The following is a 19,498-nucleotide window of genomic DNA, read 5'->3' on the forward strand; positions in this document are numbered from 1 at the left end:
GAAACGATAACGATCAATGCGCCTCGCGCGGAAGGCGGGCACCCCACGTGGCGGTGAGGCGGTCCGCGGTCTGCGGCCGGGCCAGCAGATAGCCCTGGCCCGCGGTGCAGCCGAGCAGTTGCAACTCGGCCGACTGCGCGGGTGTCTCGATGCCTTCGGCCACGGTGGACAACTCCAGCACGCCGGCCAGGCGGATGATCGCCTCGGCGATGCCCGCGCTGCGGCTGGTGCCGTCGAGCACCGAGACGAAACTGCGATCGATCTTGAGAATGTCGACCGGCAGCCGGCCGAGCAGGTGCAACGAGGAGTAGCCGGTGCCGAAATCGTCGACGGCGACGCGGATGCCCTGCTCGCGCAGCGCGATCAGGGTGGGCACCACGGTGCGTTCGTCGACGACCGCCGACTCGGTGATCTCCATGACCAGGGCCTGCGGCGGCAGGCCGCTGCGCTCCAGCGCGGCGCGCACCGTGGCGGGAAACGTCCCGTCGCGCATCTGCAGCGGCGAGACGTTCACGCTCGCATATAGGCCCGCGGCCCGCGGCGCGCCGCGACGCCAGGCGGCCACCTGTCGGCAGGCCACCTCCAGGACATGACGGCCGAGCCCGTCGATCGCGCCGGTGCGCTCGGCGACCGGCACGAACTCGGCGGGCGACACCATGCCGAGCGTGGGGTGCTGCCACCGCACCAGCGCCTCGACCCCGATCGGTGTCCCCGAGGCCAGATCGATGATCGGCTGGTAATGCACGTCGAACTGGTCCGAGCGGAGCGCCTCGCCGATGCTCTCCGCCAGTGCGACGTCGCGACTGCGACGGTCGGTCATCTCGGGGTGGTAGGCGCGCCAGCCGTGCGCGCCGGAGCGCTTCGACTCGTACATCGCGATGTCCGCATGGTGCCGCAGATCCTTGGCGGTCTGGCCGGGCGACCAGACGGAGATGCCGATGCTGCACCGGATGCTCACCGCGCTGCCGGCCGTCGCGGGTCCCGCGGCGAGCGTGCTCAGGACGCGGTCGGCGACGACGGCGGCCTGGTCATCGGCGGTGACGTCGGAAAGCAGAACGACGAACTCGTCGCCGCCGATGCGAGCGGCGATGTCGCTGCGGCGCACCGACCGGCGCAGCACGTCGGCGAACTCGACCAGCACGGCGTCGCCGACGGCGTGCCCGAGCCGATCGTTGATCTGTTTGAAGCCGTCCAGGTCGAGGAGCATCAGGGCGACCGGTTCCCGATGCTGCAGTGCGCGGTCGGTGGCCTGCTGCAGGCCGGTGACGTTGGCCAGGCCGGTGAGCGCATCGACGACGTTGAGCCGTCGGCTGTCCTGCAGGGCGAGGTACTGGCGAACCGCCAGCGCGGCGGTCATCGACGTCTGCCCGATGGTGAGCGTTCCCCAGAGCAACAACGCCTGTTCCCGGATGGTCACGGTCAGCATCACCACGCTGCCGAAGCCGACCGCCACGTACGGCAGATAATTCGACCAGACGGGCATGGTCTGCGCCGCGGGGCTGGTCTCCCCGCAGCGGCCCGTGCACCGCATCGCGGCGGCCACCGTCATCAGCAGCGAGGCCAGCACCAGCCCGGTGGTGGCCAGCAGGGAGTCCGAGGCGGCGTCACCCCGCACCCGGACCGCCGAGTACGCGGTGTCGCTGACCGCGTACAGCAGAAGGCCGCCGAGCAGCACCGCCTGCGGCGGGACGTGCAACCGGGAGACCGCGCCCCGGAGCAGGACCGCGCTCACCGCCACCAACAGGACCAGGTTGCCGAGCGGATAGCCGAATTCGAACACCCAGCGCGGATGCGGCTGCTCGCGCATGGTGGGGCCGAGCACGAAGTACCAGACCAGCATGAAACCGCTGCTGAGCACCGTGACGACCTCGGCGATGAAGCCCAGTCGCTGGCGTCGTTCCAGGCGGCGGGCGGAGACGGACAGCGCGGTGGCGGACAGCGCGACGAACATGCCGAGGCCGCTGACCACGCCGACCCACCACCACGGCGCCGGACCTCCGTGGAAATTGATGCTGAAAGAGGCGATGCTGGCCAGTGACAGCCCGCGGCCCGCGGCGAGCAGCCACCAGGTCATCCGGGCCTCCGGCCGGCGCCGCGCGGCCCGCAGGCTGTAGCGCAGGCCGAACGCGTCCAGCACGATCAGGGACAGCCCGAAGACGGTGCTGTGCAGGGCGGCGACCGACCAGCCGACCACCTGCCCGGCGAGGGTGAGACCGACCAGCCACCACGCCGTCCGGGGCAGCCGGACCGGCAGAGCGGGCCGGACCACCATCGGCAGGGCTCCTTTCGGGCGCAGACGTCACCCCTTTATTCGGCTCGTCGGCCGGATCGCTGAGCGGGTGCACGAGATCGCCGCCACACCGCGTTGGCGGCGGCCCGGATGGGGGCAGTACGTTCCCTGGCGGCTTCGAGCCGCGCCCTGTCCGCAGCGCGCGGGCCGCCTCCGTACGTATTCGATGGGAGAGACACGATGCAGGCTGTCTACACCGCCTCGGCCACCGCAACCGGCGACGGACGCAACGGGCATGTCCGTTCCAGCGACGGCGTTCTCGACGCGGACCTGGCCGTTCCGAAGGAGATGGGCGGTCCGGGCGGCGCCCTGAGCAACCCCGAGCAGCTTTTCGCCGCGGGTTACGCCGCGTGTTTCCACAGCGCGCTGAAGGGCGTCGCGTCGCGCCGCGGCATCACGCTCTCCGACACCGCCATCACCGCGGACGTCGGCATCGGGCGCAACGATGCGGGCGGGTACGGGCTGGCCGTCACGCTGGAGGCGGAAATCCCGAGCGTGGACGAGGCCACCGCCAGGGAACTGCTGGAAGCGGCGCACCAGGTGTGCCCGTACAGCAACGCCACCCGCGGCAACGTCGAGGTCACGCTCAACCTCGCCTGAGCGGCGTCAGACGTGCACCAGGGCGGTGCCGGTCGTGTTGAGGCGGCGCGGGCCGTCCGTGGTGCACACCACGATGTCCTCGATGCGCGCTCCGTGCCGGCCGGACAGATAGATGCCCGGCTCGACGGAGAAGGCCATGCCGGCACGGAGCGGTTCCGCGTTGCCGGCCACGATGTAGGGCTCCTCGTGGGTGTCCAGCCCGATGCCGTGGCCGGTGCGGTGCAGGAACTCCGCCGCGAAGCCGGCCGCGGCGATCGGCTCCCGGGCGGCGGCGTCCACCGCCTCGGCCGGCACACCCGGTGCCGCCGCGGCCACGGCGGCCCGCTGGGCGGCGTGCAACACCGCGTAGTAGTCGCGGAAGCCGTCCGGCGCGGTCGGCCCCACCACGTACGTCCGGGTGCAGTCGGAGCAGTAGCCGTCCGGCATCGTGCCGCCGATGTCGACCACCACGGGGTCGCCCCGCTGGATCGTCCGGTCGCCGCTGTCATGGTGCGGGCTTGCCGCGCCCGGACCGGATGCCACGATGACGAAGTCGGCGCTCGCGTGGCCGACGTCCCGGATCGCCGTCGCGATGTCGGCGGCCACCTCGAGTTCCGTGCGCCCGGCCCGCAACCAGCGGGGCATCCGGCGGTGCACCTCGTCGATCGCCGCACCCGCCGCGGCCAGGGCGGCGACCTCGTCGGCGGACTTCACCGCCCGCAGCGCACCCAGCGCCTGCCCCGCGGGTTGCCACTGGGACCCGAGGAGCAGGCCCTGCAACGGAAGCAGATGCGCGGCGGGCATGGTGTCCGCCACCCCGAACACGCCGACCGTCGCGGGCAGCGCGTCGGCCACCAGACGCACGGCGTCGTCCCCGTCCGGATGGTCGACCAGCCGCAGACCGAGATCACCGGCCGGTGACGCCTCCGCGGCGGGCCGCTCCAGCCGGGGCACGACGAGCGTCACCTCGCCGGCCGCGGGCACCACCAAGCATGTCAGCCGCTCCGACGGCGTTGCCCGGTATCCGGTGAGATAGCGCAGGTCAGAACCCGGCGTGACGAGCAGCGCCGCCCACCCCTGCTCGGCGACGGCACGCCCGGCGCGCGTCAGCCGCTGACGGAACTCCTCGGCGGACCACAGCACGCCCTCACGGTAGACCCCGCCGCCGCAGTTTCGGTACGGCCGGTCACGCGGGTTCCCGCCGAGCGGTCCCGGCCGCCAGGGCCGTCGGCGTCTGCCGTGCGCGACCGAAGCGGACGAGCAGCACGATCAGCAGCGCGGTCATCAGCGGTGCGCCGGGGAACTTCACGAACCGCGCCAGCCCCCCACCGTCGGGCAGGACCAGCAGCGCCGCGGCCACCGTGATCACCATGATCAGATCGGTGCGCCTCGTCGTCGCGGCCAGCAGGATCAGCGGTGCCAGCGCGTACCAGGGATGGAAGGACGGTGCCAGCGCGACCGTGGCGGTGAAGGCCAGTGCGGCGCCGTGCAGCGCAGCCGGGACCGGATCACCGGCGACGGTGGCGCGGCGCCACCACACCACCAGCAGCACGGCGGCCAGCAGCAGAAGCCCGATCAGCCGCGCCGCCGGAACCAGGTCCACCGAGGCGGAAGCCATCTGGCCGACGTAGGTCGCGGTCATGCCGACCGCGGTGGGCGGGGACGTGAACTGGACCAGATCACGGGTGTGCACCATGCCCGCGACCCAGCCCACGCCCAGCCCGGCCGCTGCGGTCACGGCCACCGTCGTGGCCGCCGCCGAGACGGCCAGCACACCCCCCGACACCGCGGCCTGCCCCGGCCGGTAGGGGCGGCGCACCACCATGAGCAGCGCGAACGGGACCACCACCGCGGCGGTGGCCTTCACCACGATGGCCAGGCCCAGCAACATACCGGCGGCGAGCCAGGCCGGTGGCCGATCCGGCCGGACCGCCAGCACCGTCAGGGCGGTCACCAGCAGCGCGATGATGAGCGCGTCGTTGTGCGGCCCGGCGATCAGATGGGCGCCGACGAGCGGACCCGCCAGAGCCACCCACAGGGCACGGGCGGGCGGCACACCGCAACGGCGGGCGAGCGTCGGCAGGCACAACCCGACCGTGATCACCCCGGCCACCGCGAGCAGACGGAACAAGCCGACCACGGCGACCAGCGACGATCCCGTCATCACCACGGCCGCGGCTATCAGCACGAACAGTGGCCCGTACGGGGCGGGCGTGTCCCGCCAGATCGGCGACACCGCAGTGATCCAGGTGCACGGCAGCTCCGAGACGCCGTACTCGTACGGGCTCAGGCCGTTGCCGAACAACTCACCCTGGCAGGCGTAGGAGTAGACGTCCCGGCTGCCCATCGGCGGTGCGAACAGGAACGGAGCGATCCACCACGCGGCGGTCACCGCCACCCACCGCGGCGAGGCGACATGGTCCCGCCCGGCCCACCACGCGTACCCCTGCACCAGCGTGCCGACCAGCCACGCCGCAAGAATCAGCCCACCGTACGGGCCGCGGGCAATGCTCATCGGGGTGGACGCCAGGTCGCCGTGCGGAAATGCACCGCCCAGCCAGCCGGCCAGGACGAGCAGGCCGGCGCCGCCCAGACCGAGGAACCGGATCGCGGCCAGAGTCATGGTGGCGACCCTCTCGGACGCACGTGACCGCGGAGGGGCGGGCAGGCGAAAGTCAAGGAAGCGGGAAACGACGAGCCCGCCGCGGGAGGCCGCCGGTCACCTTCCCGTCGACCGCCGGACATCTGGCGCGGGTACACCGGCACCATGACGGACTCACGCTGTGCGATTCGGCGCGGAACCGGTGGCACCCGCTCGACCAGCTATCTGCGGCTGGCCGGGAGATTCGACCGGGGCGCCCGCCAAGAACTCCAACGCGCCCTGCGCGACGTGCAGGAGCGGGCGCGGGCGCGGACGCTGATGGTGGACGTGTCGGAGGTCGACTTCATCGGCCGGGAATGCATGGCGCTGTTGCTGCACGCTTACACCCGGGCGATCCGCAGGGGTCACGGGTACGAGATCACCGGTGCTCACGGGCACGTGCGCCGGGTGCTCGAAGCGACCGGCCTGTGCGCCCGCGCGGACGACGTAATCTACGCGCCGGTGTGGCGCGAGGCGGTCGACGTGGCGGCGCTATTCCATGGCGACGACATGCCGGAGTCGATGCCCGGGGACTCCGGCCGCGGCCAGTTGGCCGGCGAGGGAGGCGGAGGAGTGATCCAGGAAGACCGCGACACGATGATCATCGCCGAGATGGCACGCCGCGGCGAGGGTGCCGAGGTTGATGGGATCGACGTCGCGCACATCCTGCAGATCCAGGATCAGCCGCAACGGCCGGACGTGGCGAACGGCGTAAACCAGGGCGCGGCGCAGCTCGACCGCGTCGCCGTCGTCCAGGATGCCGTGCGGCTGGATGATGAGCGTGCCATCGGGGCTGGTCTCCACGTCGACCGTGCTGCCGGCCATCGCGCTGCCTTCCGTTACCCGCTGTTCTCCGGGTTGTCAGGTTAATAGCCGTCGGCAAGCGCGGTCGACTATGGCGGCGAAGAATTCACCTCATCACGGCGAGATCACGGACATCACGTTCAGGCAGCCATCATCCGTACGGGTGATGCGCCGGCGACGCATTCCGGGCGTCGTGGCGTTTCGGCGTTTCGGCGTCGTGCCGGTTCGGGGCCGGCAGGTCGAGCGCTTGACCCAGCCGCAGGGCGAACTGCTCGGCAAGCATCATGCCGTCGATCGCCACGGCGCGCCGACCGCCGGGAGGCGTGGTGCCGCCGGTGCGCAGGCGATCCCGCACGTCCCGCAACGCGGCGATGTGATCATCGAGAACGTGGAGCACGTAGGCGGACAGGTCCGCCTCGGGGACCGGTGAAGAATCGACCTTCATCGCTGAAAATCTCCCCTGACCTTGGCGCCTCTGACAAAGTGAAGCGTTCGTGCGTTCCCTTCGCAGATTGTGTGCGGTGCCGTCGGGCAGGCAACGGGGAACCCGTCGTTTCTTTCGCCTCTCGAATTTCTGGCGGGTAGGTCATTCACTCCGCGTAGCCGGTCGCGCCCGCGTCGTCCCGCGGCTAGCTCCGGTTTGTCCGTTGTTTCCCGTTGCTCCACCGTGTCAGGTGCACTCGCGGCCCCTGCGGCCGGCCCTCGGAGAGGCGCGGCCTCGGGTCGCGGGGCGTCGGGTCGCGGGGCGTCGCGGCCTCCGGGTCGCGGGGTGGAAGGCGTCGCGCGGAGGCGCGGACCTTGGAGAGTCGGGTGCTCGACAACGCCCCAAGTCTCCAAGATCTCGGGGATATGTCGGGTATCCACGGGTGTTCGGCGGCGGCGCGTTTCGTGAAGTGAACATCAACCAACGTAAGGAAACTTAATAGATTCATATATCGGCAGGAGTTGACAGTCTGGGCGGGCGCTCGGATGCTCAATGAGAGCGCTCTCACGGTCGGGTCTGTGATCCCATCCGTGCGCGCCACGGCCTGGGGTGCACCCCCGACCCGCCCCGACGCATCCTCGGCCGGACGCCTTCCCCCGCCGGGGAACTCCACCCGGCGCGGCGTCGAAGTGGGGCGACGACCGTGGACGTGACGATGACGATCACCCGCCGCATCACGGGCATCGCGATCCTGGCGATGGCCGGTGCCCTCGCGCTCGGCCAGGCGGTCTTCTCCGCCGAGGATGCCGCAGCCGACCCGACCACGATGTCCGCCACCGGCCTGCGTGCCGCCGACCCGAGCGTGATCCGGGTCGGCGGCACCTACATCTCCGTGCAGTCGATGAACGGCGGCATCCACGTCCGGCAGGCGTCGTCGCCGGACGGGCTCGCCGCCGCGCCGGCTCGCCAGGTGTGGTCCGACGCGCGCAACCTCGGGGAGATCTGGGCGCCCGAGATCCATTTCGATGGTGGCCGCTACTACATCTACTTCTCCGGCGGGCGCGGATCCGCCCATCGGATGTACGTGATCAGTTCGGCCGCTGCGGACTCCGGGTACACCGGTGAGACCAAGGTGAGTCTGCCGGACGACAAGTGGGCCATCGACGGCACCATGTTCCACTTCAACGGCGACCGCTGGTTCGTCTGGTCCGGCTGGGCGGGTGACACCAACGTCGAGCAGAACCTCTACATCGCTCGGATGAGCAGCCCGTCGGCGTCCACCGGCGCCCGCTACGTCATCTCGCAGCCACGGGAGTCGTGGGAGCGGGTGGTCGGCAACCCGTTCATCAACGAGGCGCCCGAGGCGATCCGGGACCCGAACGGGCAACTGCACATCGTGTACTCCGCCAACGGCAGTTGGAGCGACCAGTACTGCCTGGCGGACCTGCGGCTGCGGGCGGGCGGCGACCCGACGTACGTGTGGGACTGGTACAAGTCCAACGGCTGTCTGTTCGGCTCCAACCGGGCCACGATGATGGCCGGCTGGGATCCGACGCTGAACGTGAACGGGCCGGGCCACCACACGTTCGTGCTGCTCAACGGCGACATCGCCACCAGCCCGCCGGCCGGTCCCCGCTTCCCGCTGATGTTCCACGCGGTGCCCAAGGGCACGCCGTACAACTGGGCCAACCGTGAGTGGTTCACCGGGACCTTCTGCTGGTGGGGCAACACCACCTATTCGCGTGCCAACGTGCCGGGTGCCAACACCGACACCGGCTTCAGCATCAAGTTCTTCGAGTAGCGGCGGTCGCCGGGCACCGAGGTGCCCGGCGAAGCCGTTGCCGTTGACGAACGCGTTCGTTACGATCGTGTTCATGGGCCCGCGACGTGCACCGGTGAGCCGCCGTGACCGGCCGGCGAAGCCCCCGCTGAGCCGAGACGGCCTGGTTTCCGTCGCGCTGCGGATCATGCGCGAGGAGGGGCTGGAAAAGGTCACCATGCGGCGGCTCGCGGCCGAGCTCGACACCGGCCCGGCATCGCTGTACGTGTACGTGCGCAACACCGCCGAGCTGCACGGTGCCCTGCTCGACGAGTTGCTGGCGGGCCTGGACGCGGTGGCAAAACCGGACGTGCTGGACGGGGTGACGGCCGGGAACGCCCGCGGACGGGCGGTGGATCTGATGTGTGCGTACGCCGGGGTGCTCCACCACGAGCCCAGCCTGGCCCGGTCGGTGCTGGTGCTGCGCCCGTCCGGCCCGCACTATCTGCGGCTCGTCGACGTCCTGCTGGCGCTGCTGCGGGCGGCGGGTGTCCCGGCCGGGCAGGCCGCCTGGGGAGTCGACATCCTGCTCCAGCACGCCACCGCGTCGGCCGCCGAGCACGGTGTCCGGCCCGGCGACTCCGGCGCCGACGACGCGGCGGAGGACCAGATGGTCGCCGTACGCGCGGCGGCGCCGGACGCGTACCCGAACATCGCCCGGGTGCGCGACCACCTGTTCGCCGGCACCGGTGAGCAGCGCGCGCGTTGGTCGTTCGGCGTCCTGCTGGAGGGCATCGCGACCACCGCTCTGCCGTCGGACGAATAACACCCACGCGCGAAGCCCGACCTTCGTGCGTCAATCGCGAACATGTTCGTCACGAACCTGTTCTTCACCAGGGAGGCACCATGCACACCACCGACACCAGCACGCCGAGCATCGCCGTCGTCGGCGGCGGACTGGGCGGGCTCACCCTCGCCCGCGTCCTGCACCGGCACGGCATCGCCGTGACCGTCTACGAGGGCGACGCCTCACCGGCCGCCCGCACCCAGGGCGGCATGCTGGACATCCACCACGACACCGGGCAGGTCGCGCTGCGCGCCGCCGGGCTGTACGACCAGTTCCGTGCCCTGGTCCACCCCGGCGGCGAGGCGATGCGCATCCTCGACAGGCACAACGTCGTGCACCGCGACGAGCCGGACCGCGGCGACGGCCTCCGGCCCGAGATCGACCGGGGGCATCTGCGGCGGCTCCTGCTCGACGGATTGCCGGACGGCACCATCCGCTGGGGCGCCAAGGTCACCGGCGCCCGCGCGCTCGGCGACGGGCGCCACGAACTGCACCTGGCCGACGGATCCGCGGCCGTCGCCGACCTGCTCGTCGGGGCCGACGGCGCCTGGTCCCGGATCCGGCCGCTGCTCACCGACGCCGTACCGGCGTACGCGGGAGTGTCCTTCGTGGAGATGGACCTGCACGACGCCGACGTCCGCCATCCCGGCCCGGCCCGGGTCGTCGGTGCCGGCATGCTGTTCGCGCTGGATGCCGGCCGGGGCTTCCTGGCGCACCGGGAAACCGACGACAGCCTGCACGTCTACGCCGGGCTGAAGATCGGCGAAGACTGGATCGACGGCATCGACGCGGCCGACCCGGAGGCGGCCAAGGCCGTGCTGCTCGACCGGTACGCCGACTGGGCGCCCGAGCTGCGGGCGCTGATCGTCGAGGCGGACGGGCCGTTGATCCCGCGCCGCATCCATGCGCTGGTGCCGGAGCTGCGCTGGGACCGCGTACCGGGAGTCACGCTCCTCGGCGACGCCGCGCACCTGATGTCGCCGTTCGCCGGTGAGGGCGCCAACCTGGCGCTGTACGACGGTGCCGAACTGGCCCGCGCCCTGCTCGCGCACCCCGGCGACGTGCAGGCCGCACTGACCGCGTACGAGACGGAACTCTTCCCGCGGTCCGCGGAATCCGCCCGGGAGGCGGCGGCCAACCTGGAAGTCTGTTTCGCCGCGGACGCGCCGCGCGGGCTCGTCGCCCAGTTCGCCGCCTTCGATGCCATGCTCGCCGCGGGCGCGCAGGGCTGACCGGTCCGCGCCCGGCCGGCGGGCATCGGGCAGAATCCCGTCGTGACGATTCGGGACGACGCCCAACCGCCGGCCGAGACGGTCTCCCAGGAACATTTCCTGAACCTCTACCTGGCCAAGACCGATCCGTGGGACCTCGCCACCAAGTGGCACGACCAGCGCAAATACGCGGTCACCGTGGCGAGCCTGCCGCGCGCGAAGTATCGCCGATGCTACGAACCCGGCTGCTCGGTCGGCCTGCTCACCCGCATGCTCGCGGCCCGGTGCGACGACATCCTGGCGGTCGACTGCGTCGCGGACGCCGTCGAACGGACCGCCGACGAGGTTCGCGAGTTTCCGCACGTACGGGTGAAGCAGGCGATGCTGCCCGCCGAGCTGCCGGACGAGACGTTCGATCTGATCGTCATCGGTGATCTGCTGTACTACCTGAGCGGCCCCGACCTGCACACCCTGATCGACGCTCTGGTGCAGCGCCTGGAGCCGGACGGCGACCTGGTCGCGGTGCATTTCCGCGATCGCGAGCACGGGGACGGCTACGACGGCGCGCAGACGCACGCGGCGCTGGCCGGGCATGCCGGGCTGCGTCCGCTGGTGCACCACGATGACGAGTGGTTCCTGCTGGACGTGCTGCGGCGGGTCACCTGACGGCGGCGCGGTCGTCCGCTCGCCGGGCCGTGTCGCCGTCGGCTTTGCCGATCGTGCCGCCGCCGGGTTCGGTGCGTCGTGACCGGGCCCGGCGCAGCACGAGCGCCGTCCCGGCGGCCAGCCCGGCGCCCAGCACCGCACCGGCGGCATTGTTGCGAATATCGGTCAGCGAACCCGCACGGCCGATAATGCCGTACTGGCAGGTCTCGATGAACACCGTGAGGGCGGCACCGGCCCATGCGGCCCGTGCGGCCGAGCGCCACACTGCGAAGCCGACGAAGCCGACCGGAAAATAGAGCAGAATATTGGCGATCTGCTCGGCGTCGGCCGGTGCCGCGGTGAGCCGATCCCACACCACGTCGGGCCGGCCGATCTGGGTGAGAAAATGCGGCGGCAGGGTCGGATCGAGCGCGCCCGCCCTGTTGGGCGTGAGCGTGAGCGCGGCGATGATGCCGAGGGTGGCGGCGTAGAGCACGGCGGCGATCCGGGAACAATCGAGCCGACGTGCCAGGGACCGGCCGGCCGGCCACGCGAGGACGGCGGTAGCGATCGCGACGGCGAGAAAGGCCGGCCCGGTCAGGAAATCCCACAATCCCAGCACGGTCATGGGAAAAGCATGTCAGACGAATACCGGGAAACGGTGCCCGACCGTGCGACAGAATACGTTTCACCATTCGCATTCACGTTCACGCCAGGCCCCGTCCCGAGGCGCCGCGTCCCGTCACCCGTCCGCCCGCCGTTCGCCCGCCGTCGCCCGTCCGCTGCCGTCGATCTTGAACTTTCGGTGCCCGACTCGGCACGGCATACCCGACTTATCCGACCACTTAGCTCAAGATCGGCCCCGCGTCGCGCCATGGTGCCGCCGATCTTGGACTTTGTGGTCGGATAAGTCGGATACGCCGTGCTGGAACGGGCACCGAAACCTCAAGATCGACGGGCAGAGCGACGGGCAGGAGGCGACGGGTAGGGGGACGGCGGGGGCGACGGGCAGAGCGGCGGGCGGGGGCGACGGGCAGAGCGGCGGCCGGGGGCGACGGGCAGGGCGACGGGCAGGGCGGCGGGCGGGGGCGACGGGCAGGGCGACGGGCCGGGGGGACGGGCTGAGGGGGCCTGGTGGGCTGGCGGGGTGCGGGCTGGTTACTCGACTGTGGCGTTATCTGCTGTGCACGTGGTTCCGTCCGGTTCGGAACTGATCTTTGTCGGCTCGGCACCGGTGTCGTTGCCTTCGAACAGTTCGCATACATGGATGTCCGAGGCACCCGCGCCGGTCAGCGTGATTCCGGACAGGGTCACCCGGTCGCCCAGGTTGGCGTTGACACCCGCCAGCACCTTGCCCGGCGCCGTCGCGGTCAAGTCCTCGATGGTCACCGTGCGGGCCGCCTGCTTACTGCAGTTGCCGCACGACCGGTAGAGCTTCCCGAAGTCACTTACCGCGAAGTCGCGAATGGTCACCGATCCGCCCGCCAGCCGGTTGTCCTGGAAGATCTTGTCCGAGCCGTGAGACGCCGATCCGCCCTCGACGAGGACCGTCGCGCCACCGCCGAGGAACGTGGCCGCATCCTCGCCGACGTCCTCCCAGATGACGTTGCGGAGCGTGCAGCTTCCCAGGCAGTGCACGCCGTCCGCGGCCGGGGCTCCGATCGTGACGTTGCTCAGGCTGGCCCCGTCGGCCAGTTCGAACAGCGGATCCTGGCCTTCGGACTGGCCTCCGTCACCGAGTTCGGGTCCGGCCACGAAACGTCGTCCCGTGCCGTCGAAGGTGCCGTCCACCGCGATGGTGGCGTCGACCGTCTCGGTGTCGGCGAGGGTTCGCAGGTCGGCCGCGGAGGCGAGTTGCGTGGTGACCATGGCCGCCGCAACGGATGTTGCGGCGAGTGCGACGGCCAGGGGTCGCCGGCTGCGACTCGATCTATGGTGTGCCACGGGCGTGCCTCCTTGTACGTGCGGTCGCTGACCCGGTGACACGGATTTCGCCCGCGAAACGTTCAAAAGGGACCGCACCCGGGACGGCTCAGCGCGTCGTCTCTCGTACGGCACGGGCCAGCTCAGCGTCCACATCGGCATCGGTGAGCTGGGTGAAATCGCGGTACCACCGGCCGACGGCGGAGAAATCCCGCGGGGCGCTGAGGCACACCACGAGGTCCGCGGCGTCGGCCACGACCGTGCGGGCCTCGCGCGCGCAGACCGGCACGGCCAGCATCAGTAAACGGGGCTGTTGCGGACGCAGCCAGCGCAGGGCGGCCCGCGCGGTCACACCGGTGGCCAGGCCGTCGTCGACCACGACGACCACCCGGTCGCGCACCGAGGGCACGGCTCGGGCACCGCGGTACCGTGCGATGCGTCGCCGCAGCTCGGCACGCTCCTGCGCGACGCTTCCGGCGAGGTCATCCTCGGTGAGGCGGAGATGGCGCAACGCGGCGCGGTCGAATACGGCCGGGCCGTCCTCGGCGACCGCGCCGACCCCCCATTCGGGCCGCCCGGGTGCGGCGATCTTGCGCGCGACGACGATGCCCAGGTCCGCTCCGATCCGTTCCGCGACCGGTGCGGCGACCGGGATCCCGCCGCGGGGCAGCCCGAACACCACAGGCCGGTCCGCCTCGGTGCGCGGCACCGGGCCGGCGGACGTGGTCGGCACGGCGCCGTCCGGGCCGTCCGGGGCGTCCGGGGCGTCCGGGCCGTCCGGGGCGTCCGGGCCGTCCGGGGCCGGGTCCGTGCCGTCCGGGGCCGGGTCCGTCGACGTGCGGGTGGCCTCGTCCAACACCCGGGCGACCTCGTCGGCGAGCGCGACGCCCGCGTGCGCCCGGTCTGTGAAGATCATGTCGTGGGCGTCGGTCATGTCCTTGCGCATACCCGCGACATCCGGGAGCCATGCTCCGGCGACGGTCCGTGAGCGCCTGCGATGGGGTGGCACGGCGCCGCGGATCAGTGAACCCCTTCAACCTGGCGTCGGGCCCGTCGGTTGCGCGCCGTCGAACAGCGGCGGCATCGGTCGGCCTCGCCACGTTGAAAGAGGCCTCGCCACGTTGAAAGAGGTTCAGTGTGGCAGCCGGTGCGGCTCGGCGTGGTGCGGGATCGCCGGCGGGGCCTGATGCGGCACCGCTCCGCGGGTCTCTCCGGTGCGCTGTTCCTGGGCGGGCACCTTGGCGCGGGCGATGCCGTCCGGGCTGAGGCGATAGGTGGCGCCGCCCAGCAACTCGTCCGGGAGGTGGTGCCGGCCGGTGTCCGACACCGCGGTGCCGGCCGGCGCGCTCACCCGGCGCATCCACTCCTGATGTGCCTCCAGCCGGGAGGCTTCGGCGGCTGCCGCCCCGGCGCGCCGGCGCAGGACCATTCGTGCGCCCCAGACCGCTCCGGCGAGCACAGCAAGCAGCACGATGCCGGCGAGGATATCGGCGTCGGTTACTTTCATGCCTTCACGGTAACTGAGATAAATTGGTTCGTAACCGACCGTATCGGTTGGTCCGGCTCGTCCATCGGCGTACCCGATGAGAGTGACGTTGCAATGGTCAACGATCGCTCGTCCCGGACGATGTGGAGAAATAGGCTCGACTATTTTGCTTCTTTCGTCGACGTGGAGCGCCGGGATGGCCGATCACGCTGTCTCCGCACGTCACGCACGATATGGAGGTGATGGCGAACGCGCGGCGCAGGCGGACCCTTACCGTGATCGAGATGAGCGTCGCAGCTCTGCTGCTGGCGTTCCTGGCGGGTCTGCTGGTGTTCGGGTCGGACGATTCGGAGGGGCCGCGGCGGCGCGCGCCATCGAGCGGGGTACCACCGTCGGGCACCGCGCCCACCGGGGCGGTGACGAGCGTGACGTACACGCCGAGCCGAGAAGACTAGGACCAACCACCAAAGACGGATCTATCCGTTTAACCTGACATGAAGTTAAGAATAGGGAAGAAAGCCATCGTGGCGGTGGCTGCCGCGGCGCTGACCGCGGTCAGCGGGATAGCCCTCGCCGATACCGTGTCGAACACCCCGTCGACGGCGCCGTCGTTCAACGGGTCCGTCTACGCCGTCGCGTACCGCGGCGACACCGTCTATGTCGGCGGCTCCTTCACCCGGGCGATCGTCGACGGCAAGCGCTACGACCGCAACCGGCTGGCGGCCTTCGACGCCCGGACCGGAGAACTGTCCTCGTGGGACCCGGGTGCCGACGCCACCGTGCGCGCCCTGGCCGTGCACGACTCCACCGTGTACGCGGCGGGCGACTTCAGCACCGCGGGCGGGGCGTCGCGCAAGAAGATCGCCGCACTGAACGCTTCCACCGGCGCGGTGACCTCCTTCCAGCACACCGTCTCCGGGCAGCCGAACGCGCTCGCCGTCGGCAACGGCCGCCTCTACATGGGAGGCCGCATCGCGGCGGTGGACGGGTCGACCCGCACCAACTTGGCGGCCTTCGCCCTGGCCGGCGGCTCGCTGACCGGCTGGACGCCGGTCACCGACGACACCGTGTACGCCCTGGGGGTGTACGGCAGCCGGGTCTACCTCGGCGGCAGCTTCCACCGGGTCAACGACGTCAGCTCGACCTTGCGGCTGCGCGCGGTGGATGCGGGCAGTGGCGCGCTGATCACCAGCTTCGCGCCGAAGCCGTCCGCCAAGGTGTTCGCCCTCGCGATCGACGCCAACGGCGTCTACGCGGCTCAAGCGGGCCAGGGTGGGCGTGCCGTCGCCTACACCGAGACCGGTGAGGTGCGGTGGAGCCGAGCCTTCGACGGCGACGCGCAGGCGATCACCACGCTCGGCGACACCGTGTACGTGGGTGGCCACTTCGACGTGGCGTGCGCCACCGACGTCACCGGAAGCCAGGGCGCGTGCACCGGCGGAGGCATCAGCCGGATCAAGTTCGCGGCGGTCGACCAACAGGGCAACCTGACCAACTGGGCACCGCAGGGCAACGGCGTGGTGGGCGTGCGCGCCATGATCACCCTGCCGGAACTGGACATGGTGGCCGCGGGCGGTGACTTCACCACGATCGGGGACGTCACGCAGAAGCGGTACGCCGCGTTCCGTCCGGCCGGTGCGCAGACGCAGCCGAAGGCGCCGTCCTCGCCGATGGTCGCCGCGTACAACTTCGACTCGACCGACCTGGACGGCACGTTCGCCGACGGATCCGGCGGGAGCCACACCCTCGTCACCCGTACGCGGTATGGCGCCAAGCTGCGGATGACCGCGCACGGCGGTGGTGAAGCGGTGCTCTTCCCGCCGCCCTGCGACGGCTCGGACTGCCCGCGCATGGTGTTGCAGACCGACGACGCGCCCGACCTCAACCCGGGTGCCCAGAAGATCAGCTTCGGTGCCTCGGTGCGCCTGGCCGCGAGCCAGACCACCGACGGCCAGAACGTGATCCAGAAGGGATACTCGTCCGGCGGCGGCCAGTACAAGCTGCAGGTCGACAAGCTTCCCGGCAAGCCGAGCTGCGTGATGGTCGGTTCCGACTCGTCCACCATCTATCGGGTGACCAGCGGGATCACCGCAGCCGACGGCGACTGGCACGCCATCGAGTGCCGCCGCTCGGGCACCAGCCTGACCGTCTGGATCGACGGCACGCAGACCGGCGCCAAGACCATCCCGGCCGGGCTTGCCGTGTCCAACACCTCGCCGCTGGTCCTCGGCGGCAAGGGACTGAGCGTCAACAACGACCAGTTCCAGGGCGCCCTGGACGACGTCTGGATCAGCATCGGCTGACCGGAGGCTCGGGCACCGACCGGCGCGGTCGCGGAGGCAACCCTCAGCGGGTCTCCGTGGCCGCGCCGCTGAGCAGGCGAGCCGAGTTCACCAGGCCGACCAGGCTGAACGCCTGCGGGGTGTTGCCCAGTTGCCGGCCCGCCTTCGGGTCGTACTCCTCGCTGAGCATCCCCACGTCGTTGCGCAACCCCAGCATCCGCTCGAACAGTTCCTCCGCCTCCTTCTCCCGGCCCACCCGGTGCAGCGCGTCCACCAGCCAGAAGCTGCACGCCACGAAGACACCCTCGGACGCCTGGTAGCGCAGCAGGAAGCCGTCCTTGGACAGTTCGCGCATCACCGCGTCGACGGTGCCGGCCACCCGGGGGTCGTCGGCGGGCAGAAACCCGGACCGGGGGATCAGCAGCAGCGCGGCGTCCAGCTCGCTCGACCCGTACGACTGCAGGAAGGTGTTGCGCTCCGCGTCGTACCCCTTCTCGCAGACTTCGGCGTGGATCTCGGCGCGGATCCGCCGCCACTTCGCGACGGGACCGGGCAGGCCGTGCCTCTCCACCGCCGTGACGGCCCGGTCGAAGCCGGCCCACGCCATCACCTTCGAGTGCACGTAGTGCCGCGGTTCGCCGCGCACCTCCCAGAGGCTGCTGCCCGGGTCCCGCCAGTGCTCCGCCAGGAAGTCCAGCATGGCGAGTTGGAAGTCCCACGACTCGTCGCTGCCGAAACCGCCCTCCTCGCGGCACTGGTGCAGGGTGTTGAGCACCTCGCCCCAGACGTCGAGCTGGAACTGCCCGGCCGCCGCGTTGCCGGCCCGCACCGGCTCGGAGTGTTCGTAGCCGGGCAACCAGTCGAGGGTGTATTCCGGCAGACGCCGGCTCCCGTCCAGGGCGTACAGGATCTGCAGGTCCGCCGGATTGCCGGCGATCGCGCGCAGCAGCCACTGCCGCCATTGCTGCGCCTCCTGCACATAACCGGTGCCCAGCATCGCCTGCAGCGTGAACGTCGAGTCGCGCAGCCAGCAATACCGGTAGTCCCAGTTCAGCGAGCCGCCGATGCGCTCCGGCAGGGAACTGGTGGCGGCGGCCAGGATGCCGCCGGTGGGCGCGTACGTCAGTGCCTTCAACAGGATCAGCGAGCGCCGTACGACCTCCGCCCAGCGTCCGTCGTACCCGCACGTCCCGATCCAGTCGGTCCAGAACTTCTCGGTGTCGCGCACCGCGGCGGCCGGATCGACGGGCTGGGGGCGGGGCAACCACGATTCCCGGTACGTGAGGACGAACGAGACCCGGTCGCCCTCGCCGATGTCGAACTCCTCGCGGTCGACGGGGACGTCCGCGTGCAACCACACCGCGTCCGGGCCGGCGATGGCGGCCATGTCTCCGTCACGGTGCTGGATCCACGGCTCGTTGCGCCCGTACCCGAACCGCAACCGCAGCCGGCTCGCCATCCGGACCGTCCCGCGGAGCCCCTCCACCACCCGCACCACGTCGGCCGCCTCGCCGCGCGGCGGCATGCAGTCGGTCACCCGCACGGTCCCGCTGGGCGTCTCCCACTCCGATTCCAGAATGAGAGTGTCGTCCCGATATCGCCGTCGGGTGGCGGTGCCGCCGGACACCGGTGCGAGCTGCCACCGTCCCGCCGACTCGTCACCCAGCAGCGCCGCGAAGCAAGCGGGCGAATCGAACCGCGGAAGGCAGAGCCAGTCGATCGACCCGTCCAGACCGACCAGGGCGGCGGTCTGCAGGTCACCAATCAGGGCGTAGTCCTCGATCTTTCCGGTCACATCACCCGTACGTACCCGTCCCGAACCGCGGAAAACGCGCCGTCGGCGCGCCCGCCTGCCGCGTAGGTTGAGCCGATGACGCAGCTCTTCGGCGAGATTGCCGCGATGTACGACGATGTGCGCCCCGGTTATCCGGAACAGATCCGTGACGCGGTCGTGGCCTACCACGGCAGTGTGCCCGCCACCGTCGCCGATCTCGGTGCCGGGACGGGCAAGGGCACCGAGTTGCTCGCCGGGCTCGGCGCGGCGATCACCTGCGTCGAGCCCGATCCGCGGATGGCCGCCGTGCTGCGGGGCAGGTTTCCGCACGTACGCGTCGACGTTTGCACCTTCGAGGATTGGGCCCCGCCACCCGGCGGTGTGGATCTGATCGGGTGCGGCATGGCGTGGCACTGGCTCGACCCGCCGACGCGCGACCGGCGCGTCCGGGCGGCGCTCGCACCGGGCGGCACACTGGCCGTCTTCGGCCACAACTACGGCTACGCGGATCCGGAGGTGTCCGCGGCCATCGAGGCGGTGATCACCGGAGTCGACCCCTCGGCGCGGGGCCGGGATCCGCAATGGGTGCGGGATGAGATCACTGCCGCCGGGGTGCTGGATGACGTGCGTGTCCGCGAATGGCGGAGCCGCCCGGTCTGGGCGAAGGAACGGTACCTCCGGTTGATGCAGACGTTCTCCCCGTACCTTCGCAATCCGCCCGCAAATCAGCGGCGGATCCTCGACGGCTTGGACGCGGCGCTCGGTGACACGGTGACCATGGATCTGCGCACGACGCTGGTGCTGGCCCGCCGCGCGGAGGCGGCCTGAACCCC

General features: G+C 71.0%; 18 protein-coding genes. 9 read left to right on the plus strand and 9 right to left on the minus strand.

All coding sequences use genetic code 11. The features are described 5' to 3' along the window. Positions 1–13: 13 nt before the first annotated feature. Entirely contained in the window at positions 14–2,272 is a 2,259-nt protein-coding gene (locus IEY73_RS24180; RefSeq protein ID WP_189081600.1) for a putative bifunctional diguanylate cyclase/phosphodiesterase, read from the minus strand. A gap of 198 nt (positions 2,273–2,470) precedes the next feature. On the opposite strand from IEY73_RS24180, the gene IEY73_RS24185 reads away from it, so the two are divergent. Next, a complete protein-coding gene (locus IEY73_RS24185; RefSeq protein WP_189081601.1) occupies positions 2,471–2,890 on the plus strand; it encodes an organic hydroperoxide resistance protein in 420 nt (139 codons plus the stop codon). A gap of 6 nt (positions 2,891–2,896) precedes the next feature. Here IEY73_RS24185 and IEY73_RS24190 read toward each other — a convergent pair whose 3' ends face one another. Both IEY73_RS24190 and mptB read right to left on the minus strand, forming a co-directional pair. After that, positions 2,897–4,012, minus strand: coding sequence for a M24 family metallopeptidase (locus IEY73_RS24190; protein ID WP_189081602.1), 1,116 nt, complete (start codon positions 4,010–4,012; stop codon positions 2,897–2,899). Between the two features lie 43 nt (positions 4,013–4,055). Then, positions 4,056–5,492: a polyprenol phosphomannose-dependent alpha 1,6 mannosyltransferase MptB gene (gene mptB, locus IEY73_RS24195; RefSeq protein ID WP_189081603.1), complete on the minus strand. Its 1,437-nt coding sequence runs from the start codon at positions 5,490–5,492 to the stop codon at positions 4,056–4,058. Between the two features lie 144 nt (positions 5,493–5,636). Between mptB and IEY73_RS24200 the strand changes: the two genes are divergently transcribed. Beyond that, the gene (locus IEY73_RS24200; protein ID WP_189081604.1) at positions 5,637–6,380 is read left to right on the plus strand and encodes an STAS domain-containing protein; all 744 of its coding nucleotides are present in this window, start codon (positions 5,637–5,639) and stop codon (positions 6,378–6,380) included. Positions 6,381–6,465: 85 nt separating this feature from the next. Here IEY73_RS24200 and IEY73_RS24205 read toward each other — a convergent pair whose 3' ends face one another. Beyond that, a complete protein-coding gene (locus tag IEY73_RS24205; RefSeq protein WP_189081605.1) occupies positions 6,466–6,759 on the minus strand; it encodes a hypothetical protein in 294 nt (97 codons plus the stop codon). Between the two features lie 694 nt (positions 6,760–7,453). Between IEY73_RS24205 and IEY73_RS24210 the strand changes: the two genes are divergently transcribed. From IEY73_RS24210 to IEY73_RS24225, 4 genes are all read left to right on the plus strand, one after another. Beyond that, positions 7,454–8,539 (plus strand): glycoside hydrolase family 43 protein, encoded by a 1,086-nt coding sequence (locus IEY73_RS24210; RefSeq protein WP_189081606.1) that lies wholly within the window; start codon positions 7,454–7,456, stop codon positions 8,537–8,539. A gap of 73 nt (positions 8,540–8,612) precedes the next feature. Further along, positions 8,613–9,323 carry a TetR/AcrR family transcriptional regulator gene (locus IEY73_RS24215; protein ID WP_189081607.1) on the plus strand — a complete coding sequence of 237 codons (711 nt, stop codon included), beginning with the start codon at positions 8,613–8,615 and terminating at the stop codon, positions 9,321–9,323. 80 nt (positions 9,324–9,403) lie between these two features. Continuing rightward, positions 9,404–10,576 carry an FAD-dependent oxidoreductase gene (locus IEY73_RS24220; protein WP_189081608.1) on the plus strand — a complete coding sequence of 391 codons (1,173 nt, stop codon included), beginning with the start codon at positions 9,404–9,406 and terminating at the stop codon, positions 10,574–10,576. A 42-nt stretch (positions 10,577–10,618) separates the two neighbouring features. Next, the gene (locus IEY73_RS24225) at positions 10,619–11,221 is read left to right on the plus strand and encodes an SAM-dependent methyltransferase (RefSeq protein ID WP_229716108.1); all 603 of its coding nucleotides are present in this window, start codon (positions 10,619–10,621) and stop codon (positions 11,219–11,221) included. Here IEY73_RS24225 and IEY73_RS24230 read toward each other — a convergent pair. From IEY73_RS24230 to IEY73_RS24245, 4 genes are all read right to left on the minus strand, one after another. After that, positions 11,214–11,828: a VanZ family protein gene (locus IEY73_RS24230; protein ID WP_189081609.1), complete on the minus strand. Its 615-nt coding sequence runs from the start codon at positions 11,826–11,828 to the stop codon at positions 11,214–11,216. The two genes, IEY73_RS24225 and IEY73_RS24230, sit on opposite strands and share 8 nt — an antisense overlap. Positions 11,829–12,358: 530 nt before the next feature. Then, a complete protein-coding gene (locus IEY73_RS24235) occupies positions 12,359–13,144 on the minus strand; it encodes a pectate lyase (RefSeq protein ID WP_229716109.1) in 786 nt (261 codons plus the stop codon). Positions 13,145–13,232: 88 nt separating this feature from the next. Beyond that, a complete protein-coding gene (locus IEY73_RS24240) occupies positions 13,233–14,057 on the minus strand; it encodes a phosphoribosyltransferase (RefSeq protein ID WP_229716110.1) in 825 nt (274 codons plus the stop codon). Between the two features lie 198 nt (positions 14,058–14,255). Further along, entirely contained in the window at positions 14,256–14,630 is a 375-nt protein-coding gene (locus tag IEY73_RS24245; protein ID WP_189081611.1) for a hypothetical protein, read from the minus strand. A gap of 263 nt (positions 14,631–14,893) precedes the next feature. On the opposite strand from IEY73_RS24245, the gene IEY73_RS24250 reads away from it, so the two are divergent. Together IEY73_RS24250 and IEY73_RS24255 are read left to right on the plus strand one after the other, a co-directional pair. After that, positions 14,894–15,064, plus strand: a complete 171-nt coding sequence (locus tag IEY73_RS24250) for a hypothetical protein (RefSeq protein WP_189081612.1) — start codon at positions 14,894–14,896, stop codon at positions 15,062–15,064. Between the two features lie 69 nt (positions 15,065–15,133). Further along, complete coding sequence (locus tag IEY73_RS24255) at positions 15,134–16,912, plus strand: LamG-like jellyroll fold domain-containing protein (protein ID WP_229716111.1); 1,779 nt, start codon at positions 15,134–15,136, stop codon at positions 16,910–16,912. Positions 16,913–16,955: 43 nt separating this feature from the next. On the opposite strand, the gene IEY73_RS24260 is transcribed toward IEY73_RS24255, so the two are convergent. Beyond that, a complete protein-coding gene (locus IEY73_RS24260; RefSeq protein WP_189081614.1) occupies positions 16,956–18,686 on the minus strand; it encodes a glycoside hydrolase family 15 protein in 1,731 nt (576 codons plus the stop codon). A 75-nt stretch (positions 18,687–18,761) separates the two neighbouring features. Between IEY73_RS24260 and IEY73_RS24265 the strand changes: the two genes are divergently transcribed. Then, the gene (locus tag IEY73_RS24265; protein WP_189081615.1) at positions 18,762–19,493 is read left to right on the plus strand and encodes a class I SAM-dependent methyltransferase; all 732 of its coding nucleotides are present in this window, start codon (positions 18,762–18,764) and stop codon (positions 19,491–19,493) included. The last annotated feature ends 5 nt before the right edge of the window (positions 19,494–19,498 follow it).

Origin of the sequence: Mangrovihabitans endophyticus, from assembly GCF_014646155.1 — a bacterium.
GTDB lineage: Bacteria > Actinomycetota > Actinomycetes > Mycobacteriales > Micromonosporaceae > Actinoplanes > Actinoplanes endophyticus.